The sequence below is a fragment of the Yoonia sp. genome (assembly GCF_042093035.1).
Classification (GTDB): Bacteria; Pseudomonadota; Alphaproteobacteria; order Rhodobacterales; family Rhodobacteraceae; genus Yoonia.
The window spans coordinates 1-9,589 of record NZ_JBELFI010000098.1 but is presented as its reverse complement, the minus strand read 5'-3'; the positions used below and the strand labels follow the sequence as shown (position 1 = coordinate 9,589).

Annotated in this window: 10 protein-coding genes and 1 pseudogene; 6 read left to right on the top strand and 5 right to left on the bottom strand. The window is 57.7% G+C overall.

Annotated elements, in window-relative coordinates; all coding sequences use genetic code 11:
- Together ACFDSS_RS11520 and ACFDSS_RS11515 are read left to right on the top strand one after the other, a co-directional pair.
- Positions 1–519, top strand: a pseudogene (locus ACFDSS_RS11520) (ATP-dependent RNA helicase); the annotation flags it as partial.
- A 335-nt stretch (positions 520–854) separates the two neighbouring features.
- Positions 855–1,184 (top strand): TfoX/Sxy family protein, encoded by a 330-nt coding sequence (locus ACFDSS_RS11515; RefSeq protein WP_375255886.1) that lies wholly within the window; start codon positions 855–857, stop codon positions 1,182–1,184.
- Positions 1,185–1,221: 37 nt separating this feature from the next.
- Here ACFDSS_RS11515 and ACFDSS_RS11510 read toward each other — a convergent pair whose 3' ends face one another.
- The 3 genes from ACFDSS_RS11510 to ACFDSS_RS11500 all read right to left on the bottom strand — a co-directional run bounded on the left by ACFDSS_RS11510 (position 1,222) and on the right by ACFDSS_RS11500 (position 3,404).
- On the bottom strand, positions 1,222–1,701 hold the full coding sequence (locus tag ACFDSS_RS11510) for a hypothetical protein (RefSeq protein ID WP_375255885.1): 480 nt from the start codon (positions 1,699–1,701) through the stop codon (positions 1,222–1,224).
- Positions 1,702–1,981: 280 nt separating this feature from the next.
- Positions 1,982–2,404, bottom strand: coding sequence for a nucleoside-diphosphate kinase (ndk, locus tag ACFDSS_RS11505; protein ID WP_148055205.1), 423 nt, complete (start codon positions 2,402–2,404; stop codon positions 1,982–1,984).
- Between the two features lie 109 nt (positions 2,405–2,513).
- Positions 2,514–3,404, bottom strand: coding sequence for a DMT family transporter (locus tag ACFDSS_RS11500; RefSeq protein ID WP_375255884.1), 891 nt, complete (start codon positions 3,402–3,404; stop codon positions 2,514–2,516).
- A gap of 92 nt (positions 3,405–3,496) precedes the next feature.
- Here ACFDSS_RS11500 and ACFDSS_RS11495 point away from each other — a divergent pair, with 92 nt between their 5' ends.
- The 3 genes from ACFDSS_RS11495 (at position 3,497) to ACFDSS_RS11485 (ending at position 6,664) form a co-directional block, all read left to right on the top strand.
- Positions 3,497–5,350, top strand: coding sequence for an ABC-F family ATP-binding cassette domain-containing protein (locus ACFDSS_RS11495; RefSeq protein ID WP_375255883.1), 1,854 nt, complete (start codon positions 3,497–3,499; stop codon positions 5,348–5,350).
- Positions 5,351–5,439: 89 nt separating this feature from the next.
- Complete coding sequence (locus tag ACFDSS_RS11490; protein ID WP_375255882.1) at positions 5,440–6,069, top strand: MarC family protein; 630 nt, start codon at positions 5,440–5,442, stop codon at positions 6,067–6,069.
- Between the two features lie 16 nt (positions 6,070–6,085).
- Positions 6,086–6,664, top strand: a complete 579-nt coding sequence (locus tag ACFDSS_RS11485; protein ID WP_375255881.1) for a TIGR02281 family clan AA aspartic protease — start codon at positions 6,086–6,088, stop codon at positions 6,662–6,664.
- 28 nt (positions 6,665–6,692) lie between these two features.
- Here the strand turns inward: ACFDSS_RS11485 and ACFDSS_RS11480 are convergent, their stop codons facing one another.
- Both ACFDSS_RS11480 and ACFDSS_RS11475 read right to left on the bottom strand, forming a co-directional pair.
- Positions 6,693–7,148, bottom strand: coding sequence for a DNA polymerase III subunit chi (locus ACFDSS_RS11480; protein WP_375255887.1), 456 nt, complete (start codon positions 7,146–7,148; stop codon positions 6,693–6,695).
- A complete protein-coding gene (locus ACFDSS_RS11475; protein ID WP_375255880.1) occupies positions 7,145–8,611 on the bottom strand; it encodes a leucyl aminopeptidase in 1,467 nt (488 codons plus the stop codon). Before ACFDSS_RS11475 ends, ACFDSS_RS11480 begins: the two co-directional genes overlap by 4 nt.
- A gap of 153 nt (positions 8,612–8,764) precedes the next feature.
- On the opposite strand from ACFDSS_RS11475, the gene ACFDSS_RS11470 reads away from it, so the two are divergent.
- The coding region (locus ACFDSS_RS11470; protein WP_375255879.1) for an LptF/LptG family permease at positions 8,765–9,589 on the top strand (825 nt) is incomplete at its 3' end.

The window sequence follows — 9,589 nt, the reverse complement described above, 5'->3', positions numbered from 1 at the left end:
CCCCAATTGGGCGAGCGCGGGCCACGCAAGACGAAGCGTGACTATTCGGACGAACCCAAGCCCGATCACGCAGGTAAGCCGAAGCGTGACTATGGCGACAAGCCAAAGCGTGATTACGGCGACAAACCCAAAGCAAAGCGCCACGCCCCGCGCGATCAGGCCCCGCCGCCGCCATCGCGCCAAGATAATGTCGCCGCTATCCAGCCGGTCCCCGGTGCTGCGGATGATTATAAACCACGCAAACCACGCCAGAAGCCAGAGCGCCGCGACCACGGCGACGCGCTGACCGAAAAGCGGAGCAAACCACCCTACAAAGGCAAATCGGACGGCAAAAAGCCCCCCTACAAGGGCAAATCCGGCGACAGCACGGAGAGGAAACCACGCACTGGCGCAGGCGGAAAGCCCAAGGGAAATGCCAAAGACACCTCCAAGCGGTTTGTCCCGCCGGGCGGAAAAGCCAAGCCGCGCAAGGGTTTAGGCAAGGGCGGCAGTGCGGCACCACGACGCGGGAAAAGCTAAAACCCGCGTAAAAGGTCACATTTTTGTCACGGCGTCCGCATCATTCTGGCAAAACATGCTCGTCAAATGGGCACATGATTTTCTAATCTTGTGCCACGAGCATGCGAAAGGACCAGCAAATGGCCACTGCAAAACCGATACCGCCAAAGCCCGCGCCCGCGACGACACCTCCCGCGCCGGCGATGCAAGGCAGCACGAACAAGCCCGTCTATACCGACTACGCAAGTATCTGACGGCACCACGATCTGCGGGGCCAGTGCGCGCCCGAAGGCACCCTCCCGGCTTCACGGGCAAACGCGCTGGCCTCTTTTTTCTCCGACCGTTATCGTCGGCACATGGCAGCACTTTCATCTATTAAAAACATCGGCCCCGCGTTTGAGGCCTCGCTGAAATCCGTCGGTATCGCCACGGCAGAAGAGCTGTTCGAACTCGGCGCAGATGTGGCCTACGCCAAGCTATTGGAAGGTGGATCAAAGCCGCATTTCATCCCCTATTACGTCCTGCACATGGCCCTGCAAGGCCGCCCTTGGAACGACTGCAAGGGCGAAGAAAAGAAAGCGCTGCGCCGCCAATTTGACAAGATTAAAGCGCAAAGCTTTGATGCGGATCGTTCCGAATTGGAGCGGATGCTCAACCTGATCGGGGTGGTTGAGGCGCGCAAATAATAACTGCGCTCACCCCCGACTTGATATCTCTTTTGGCTCACCTTGCCTCGGGCCAACTTGCGACACCAATAATCCGCGTTGTGTTCGCACCTGTTAATCCGACAGTTTCACGCTCGAAATGACCGCGCCCCGTCACACCCTCATGCGCCCCTGTGCCGCCCACAAACCGCCATGTGCCATAAGACACACCGTCTACGAAGGTATCGACTGTCCAGGCTTGCAGGATCCGATCTCCATTCTGGTCCTCAAATACGCAATTCCCAAGTCCATCGGGTACACCATTCACAAACATGGTGGCGCCAAAACAGCGCCCAGTGGCGCCTTCAAGCGGAGTTCCCTCCAACCCCTGAAAGTTATCAATCGTTGACCCGCTCCGCGTCACCATCAGATCGCCCGACAAGGCTTCAAAGAAGTTTTCTGCCTGCCCAGTCGCGGTGATATCCACGTCGTATGACTGGGCGAAGGCGGGCAATGTGCCAATTACAGTGACGCTTGCTGCAAGAATAGTTAATTTCAAAGGCTGTCTCCTCTAGATAACCACAGCATGTTCTGGCGCATCCAATCAAGCAACACACGATTTGGCGACGGCAGTGCAACAAAGTCTATCGCTCGCAAATGAACGGTGCTGCAGCCCTGTCGAAAACGGAAAAAACCGTTAGGGCACCGGCTCGACATCAGCGCAGCGAAGCTAGGCGAATGAACAGCTCAAATGACAAGCTTTTGATTTTCGAAAGACATAGAAAAAGCCGCCACAACAGAATGTTGCAGCGGCTTCTTCAGGTTTTTTTTAGTTTGTCCTAACCAACCAATTCAAGACCGGAAAAGAAGAACGCGATCTCTTCTGCCGCTGTCTCAGGCGCGTCGGACCCGTGGACGGAGTTTTCACCGATGGACAGTGCGAATTCCTTGCGGATCGTGCCGTCTGCGGCGTCTGCTGGGTTTGTTGCGCCCATAACTTCGCGGTTCTTCGCGATGGCGTCTTCGCCTTCCAGAACCTGCACCACAATCGGCTCGGAGATCATGAATTCGCACAGCTCGTCAAAGAATGGACGCTCAGCGTGAACACCGTAGAACTGCTGGGCTTGTGCCAAAGTCAGCTGGATACGCTTGGAGGCCACGATGCGCAGACCCGCTTCTTCGAACTTGGCCGCGATCTTGCCGGTGAGGTTACGCTTTGTGGCGTCTGGTTTGATGATAGAGAATGTACGCTGGATAGCCATGTCTTAAGCCTCTTAGATGACGCGGGGGTGACCCCGATGAATTTATGGCTGCGCCCTACCATGCAGTCTGCGTCATGAAAAGCGGTGATTTGGCGCGTGTCGCTTGCAACTATGGGTGTGCGGCCTTGCGCGGCCAAACCTCAACCGCGCCCGCCAGCAAAACCAAACTGCCGCCCGCGATTTCAATCGCGCTCAACGCCTCACCCGCAATGAGTGCGGCACTGATAGCCGAGACAAAGACTTCTGCCATCAATAATATGCCAACGCGCGACGGATCAAGCCGGGTCGCGGCCCACATGATGCCAGCCATTGCCGCCGCCACACCCAACAGGCCCGCCGCTAACACCCAGCCGAGCAATGCACCCAAATGACCCAGCGCGCCAATGTCCGGTGCAGGTGCCAGCATTGGGACCAGCAAAATCGCCCCCAGCCACGCACCAGCCACTAAGACAAAGGCCGATTCTAACGGACCAGCTGTTGAAACTGCCCGGATGCCGACCGTAGACAACGCCCATAGAAAACCGGCGGTCAGCCCCAACCATTCACCCAAGTTCCGCGGGATCGGCCAATCGCCATCAGCACCCAACATCACTACAAGTCCAGCAATCCCGAGCAAAAGCACCACAATCCGCGTGCGGGTGATCGGCCAGCCGAGCAAAATTTTGCTCAAAAGTGTGCTCCAAACCGGGGTGAGGAAGAACAAAATCACAACGATCGCCACGCGGCCATAAAGCAGACTTACCGAATAGAGCAGGAAAGCCATACCGCACAGTGCCACCGATACCAGCGCCAATGGCGCAGACCTTGCCAGATTTTTGCGCCCCCGCCACCCAAAGGGTAACAGTACAATCAGGGCCGCAGATGTAATTGCCAACACACCCCAAGCGCCATCCAGCCCCAGCGCTGCAATTTCGCGCACAGGGATCCAGTAAAGCCCCCAGGAGGTGCCAATGGCAAAGACCAAAATCGTGGCCCAAAATATGCTGCGCGACTGTTCCATTCTGCCTGCATATCTGCCCCCATCAGCGGACGCCAGAGCCAGCAAAGCCAAACCCCATTGACCGCATCAATCGGATCAATCATAGCGCCCATATGCTCAAAATCTCAGACCTCACATATTCCGTCGAAGGCCGCACGCTGGTCGAACACGCGACCGTCACGATCCCCACTGGCCATAAGGTCGGCCTTGTGGGGCGCAATGGCTCTGGCAAGACAACATTGTTCCGCATTATCCGCGGGGAAATGGTGCTGGATACGGGCAGCGTCAGCATCCCCAAAGGCTGGAAAATCGGCGGCGTCAGCCAGGAAGTCCCGGGCAATGAAGTGTCACTGATCGATACTGTTTTGCGCGCCGACACCGAACGCGAAGCGCTTTTGGCAGAGGCCGAAACCGCCACGGACCCGGCCCGCATCGCCGAAGTGCAGACGCGGCTCGCCGACATCAAGGCATGGTCAGCAGAAGCGCGGGCGGCAACCATTTTGCGCGGCCTCGGCTTTACCCACGACGAACAAAAGATGCCCTGCTCCGCCTTCTCCGGTGGCTGGCGGATGCGCGTGGCTTTGGCAGCCGTGCTGTTTTCCGAACCTGACCTTTTGCTGCTGGACGAACCAACCAACTATCTCGACCTCGAAGGCGCGCTGTGGCTTGAGGCTTACCTGACGAAATACCCCCACACTGTCCTGATCGTGAGCCACGACCGCGAGTTGCTCAACCGTTCTGTGGGCGGGATCCTGCACCTCGAAGACAAGGGGCTGATCTACTACACCGGTCCCTACGATACATTTGCGCGCCAGCGTGCGGCAAACCGGGCCGTGCAAGCCGCTGCTGCCAAAAAACAAGACGCACAGCGCCAGCACTTGCAGGCCTTCGTGGATCGCTTCAAAGCGAAAGCATCCAAGGCAAAACAGGCCCAAAGCCGCGTGAAAATGCTCGAAAAGATGGAAACGATCCGCGCGCCAGAAGATGCGGCACGCACGGTCTTCACCTTCCCCGAACCCGAAGAACTTTCGCCGCCAATCATTGCCACCGAAGGGGCGGCGGTAGGGTATGGCAACCACATCGTGCTGCACGACCTGAACCTGCGCATCGACCAGGACGACCGGATCGCGCTCTTGGGGCGCAACGGTGAAGGCAAATCGACGCTCTCCAAGATGCTGTCGAACCGGCTCGATATCGCGCGCGGAAAAATGGTGACATCCAACAAACTACGCATCGGGTTTTTCGCCCAACATCAGGTTGAAGAATTGCGGATCGAGGACACACCCCTCGACCACCTGTTCCGCGAAAGACCCAACGAAGGACAGGCCAAATTGCGGGCACGACTGGCTGGTTTCGGCCTCGGTGCCGATCAAGCGGACACGGAGGTTGGCAGGCTCTCCGGTGGGCAAAAGGCGCGCCTGTCGCTTCTGCTGGCCACCCTGCCCGCGCCGCACCTGTTGATCCTCGACGAGCCAACGAACCACCTCGACATCGAAAGCCGCGAAGCGCTGGTTGAGGCGCTGACCGCCTATTCCGGCGCGGTTATCCTCGTCAGCCACGACATGCACCTGCTGAGCATGGTCGCGGACCGCCTGTGGCTGGTCAAGGACGGGCATGTGACGCCCTATGCCGATGACTTGCAAGCCTATCGCAAAATGCTGCTGACACCCGAAAAGCAGGCCGAAAAAGACAAACCCAAGCCTGTTAAAGCGGCCAAACCTTCACGCGAAGCTTTGCAAACGCTGCGTGCTGACGTGCGCAAGAACGAAGAGCGCGTCTCCAAAATCAATGAGATGCGCGACAAACTGGCCAAAAAACTCGCCGACCCCGCGCTTTACGAGGACGGCAAAGCAGGCGAGCTGGCCACATGGAACAAAAAATACGCCGAAGTCATGGACGGACTGGAACGCGCCGAAGCCATGTGGATGGTAGCCCTTGAAAAGCTCGAAAAAGCACAAAGCAGCTGACCGGGCCCTTCATCTTGGCTAAAAAACTCCCGCCGGAGGCATCCCAAGGCTTGCCAAGCCCTGTCACCGCCTGCCACTAAAGTACCAACATGACAGAACTCCCCGCCCTCATCACAGCCTTTACAACGCTGTTCATCATCATTGACCCCCCGGGCCTGGCGCCTGTGTTTATCGCATTGACGCAAGGCATGACGGCACAGCGACGGCGCGCCATTGCGATCCGTGCCTTTATCGTGGCTTTCAGCCTGATGATGGTCTTTTTGTTTCTGGGCGAGGCCGTCTTGGGCTTCATCGGCATTTCAATGGACGCTTTCCGCATCGCAGGTGGTATTTTGCTGTTCCTGACCGCGCTGGACATGCTCTTTCAGCGTCGCCAAGCGCGCCGCGAAGGTGAAGCGGCAGAGGGTCAGGTCGAACATGAAGACGACCCGTCAGTCTTTCCGCTATCACTGCCCTTGATCGTTGGCCCCGGTGCCATCACAACGGTGATCCTTCTGGCAGGCGAAGCAAAGGGTGCCGCTGACCTGGGGGCGATTGCGGGGGTGATCTTTGCGGTCCTTCTCATCGTCTTGATGGCATTTCTAGCCGCCCCAGCGATTGAACGCGCCCTTGGCAAAACCGGCCTGAACATCGTCACCCGCGTTTTGGGCATGTTGCTGGCGGCTTTGGCGGTGCAATTCGTCTTGGACGGGTTGCGGGGTTTCGGGATCGGGGGATAGCCCCTATATCCCTCTCATGAGTACAGATCAGATCATGCAATTGACCTACTTGGTCCTTCTTGGTGCCGCTATCGGTGGCTCTGCCATTATTGCGGGCCGTTCAAATATGGGCAAGATGGCCCAACAGGCGGCGATTTGGGCTTTGATCTTTGTGGGCGTGATCGGTGCTTACGGCCTTTGGGACGACATCAGCCGCGACGTGAACCCGCGTCAGGCTTTGGTGGATGAGGCCACGATTTCGGTACCGCGCGGCCCTGGCGGTCACTATCGCTTGCGACTTGAGATTAATGATACCCCGGTTGATTTCATCGTCGATACCGGGGCCAGCCAAGTGGTCCTGTCGCAGGCTGACGCAGAACGGATCGGCTTTGATCCGCGCACGCTTGACTATAGCCGCATCGCCAACACCGCAAATGGCGTGGTACGTACGGCACCTGTCATCCTGAATGATGTCTCACTTGAGGGGGTCACCGACCGCGGGGTGCGTGCGGTAGTGAATGCTGGTGAACTCGAAACATCACTGTTGGGCATGACATATCTGGGGCTTTATGACCGGATTGAGATTGCCAATGATGAGTTGCTCTTGGTTCGGTGATCTCCAGCCAAGCTTGCGGTCCTGACAATTACTTTTCAGCTTTCATGGTCCAGCGCCCGTCTTCCTGCGCCCAATATTGCGCCTGACAGCCGGCATCTGTCAGCGCTTTCCATTGGCCACGGGCATGGTTCAATGCAGCATCGTCCAACCCGTCAAACAAGATACAGACCCGTTCCAGCGCCTGCACCTCTTGCTCGGAAACATCGGCACCCGCCACGCTCATCACGCAGGCAAATCCGTCACTGGGCACATCACCCATAAGCACCGGTTGGTCCGCATCATGCGGCCCGCCAGCGCGCCCGTGGGGGAGGAAGGCATCCTCAGGCCCCTGCCACAGCACCTCATCGAGCCGTTTGAGCAAGGTTTCATCAGACCCGCGCACCAGCACCCGCCACCCCGCAGCGCGCGCCTTGCCCACAAGCATCGGCAGGGTCGCTTCCAGCGGACTGCCTTTCAACTGGTAGAAATATACCGCCCCCCTCAGTTTTCGTAATGATCCGCGATCAAGCGGTTGAGCGCCATCACACCCCAACCTGTCGCCCCGGCAGGCGCAAGCCCGGTTTCCTTTTTCACATGCGCCGTACCGGCAATATCCAGATGCGCCCAGGGCACGTCGTCCTTGACAAAGCGCCGGAGGAATTGCGCGGCCGTGATCGAGCCGCCAAAACGCCCGCCGACGTTTTTCATGTCGGCGATCCGGGACTTAATCAATTCATCATAGGCTGGCCCCATCGGCATCCGCCAAGCACCTTCGCCCTCGGTCCGCGCTGCTTTCAGGAAAGCGTTACTCAGCTCATCCGAATTGGAAAACAGCCCCGCGTTTTCATGGCCCAACGCCACCAGAATAGCCCCCGTCAGCGTCGCAAGGTTAATCATCCCCACTGGTTTGAAGCGCTCTTGCGCATACCAGAGCACATCGGCCAGAACCAATCGCCCTTCGGCATCGGTATTGATGATCTCGACCGTGTCACCTTTCATGGATTTCACCACGTCACCCGGACGGGATGCATTGCCCGACGGCATGTTTTCCACCAGCCCCACGATCCCGACGACATTCGCCTTGGCTTTGCGCAACGCGAGGGTGCGCATCACACCTGCCACGACACCGGCCCCGCCCATATCCATGGTCATGTCTTCCATGCCACCGGCTGGTTTGAGGCTGATACCGCCGGTGTCGAACACCACACCTTTGCCCACAAGCGCGAACGGGGCCTCTTTGCCGCCGCCGGTCCATGACATCACGACAACCTTGGACGGGCTATCAGAGCCCTGCCCAACACTCAGCAATGTCCGCATTCCGAGCTTTTCAAGATCAGGCTCTTCGAGGATTTCAACATCAAGACCAAGCTCTTGCATCGCCACCAGACGCGCGGCGAAATTATCCGTTGTCAGCACGTTCGCAGGCTCGTTAATCAGATCACGGGTAAAGAAAACGCCTTCTGCGATCGCCGCCATTGGCGCGGCAGACCGTGCAACCGCATCAGGTTTTGACACCATCATCGTTAGCGAACCGGGTGATGTTTTCTCACCCGTTTTATGGGCATCGAACTTGTAGCCGCGTAAAGCGATGCCCAATGCGATCTCATCGGCGCGCCCAATACTGCCCGCCAAAATAATCAGATCCTTTCCCGCCTGCGCCTTGGCAATCATCGCGCCTGCTTTGCGCGCATCCTGACTGCTGGGGCGACGGGGTAATTTGAGGATGCAAACGGCCTCAGCGCTGAGGCCCGCGGGAAACGCCAATGTGGCGAGGTCACCGACAGCCATCTTGTCAAAATCCGACCCATCGACAAAGCGCGCAACCGCCTTGCGCGTGAGCGTATTCACCCTGCGCGCACCGGCATCCATCTTGCCGTCCGTATCGATGAAGACCACGATTTTGCCGCCGACATCGGCGAGTTTCGTCAGATCGACATCTTTGAATTGTATTTCGGCGGGCGTGGTCATGGGCATTCCTTTTTGGTCAGGCAACGTGTTGCGATCATACCTAGACCGTGCCCCCGGTTTTCACCAGATAGCGGTTCAATCCGCCGCAGGTATGGGCTAGTTTATTGGCAGATAACAACGAAGGGCGGCGCATTGGCAAAATTTGACAGATATTTGCTGTCGCAGCTTATGGTGCTGTTTGGGTTTTTCAGCCTCGTGCTGGTTTTGATTTACTGGATTAACCGGGCCGTCATTCTTTTCGACCAATTGATCGCTGACGGGCAATCCTTTGGCGTATTCATCGAATTCACCACGCTTTCATTGCCCGCAACCATCCGTTTGGCGTTGCCCATCGCCAGTTTTGCCGCTGCTGTCTATGTCACAAACCGGATGACGACGGAATCTGAGCTGACCGTCGTCCAAGCCGCAGGGTATTCGCCTTTCCGGCTCGCGCGGCCGGTGTTTTATTTTGGATTGATTGTGGCGCTTCTGATGTCAGTCCTGATGCATTTTCTTGTGCCGCTGAGCGCCGGTCAGCTTGCAGACCGCCGGGCTGAGGTCGCCGAAAACGTCACCGCGCGCCTACTGACCGAAGGCCAGTTTCTGGAGCCGGTTGACGGGGTCACCTTCTACATCCGCGAGATCACACCACAGGGCGGGTTGGCGGATATCTTTTTGTCCGATGTCAGGTCGGCGAACAGGCAAATCACCTATACCGCGTCACAGGCGTTTCTGGTGCGCAACAGCGACAGCACGCAATTGGTTATGGTCAACGGAATGATCCAGACCTACAGCGCAGAAAGCCAGCGCCTCTTTACCACGACGTTCGATGATTTTGCATATAATATCAGCGCTTTGACGGGCGAAACTGATCGTACAAGCCGAAGCGACAGGGAGCTTTCAACATGGGAATTGCTGAACCCCTCACCGGCCCTCGTTGCTGAGACGCGGCGTTCAGAGGCGCGTCTGATCGCATTGGCGCACGACCGTTTCAGCCAG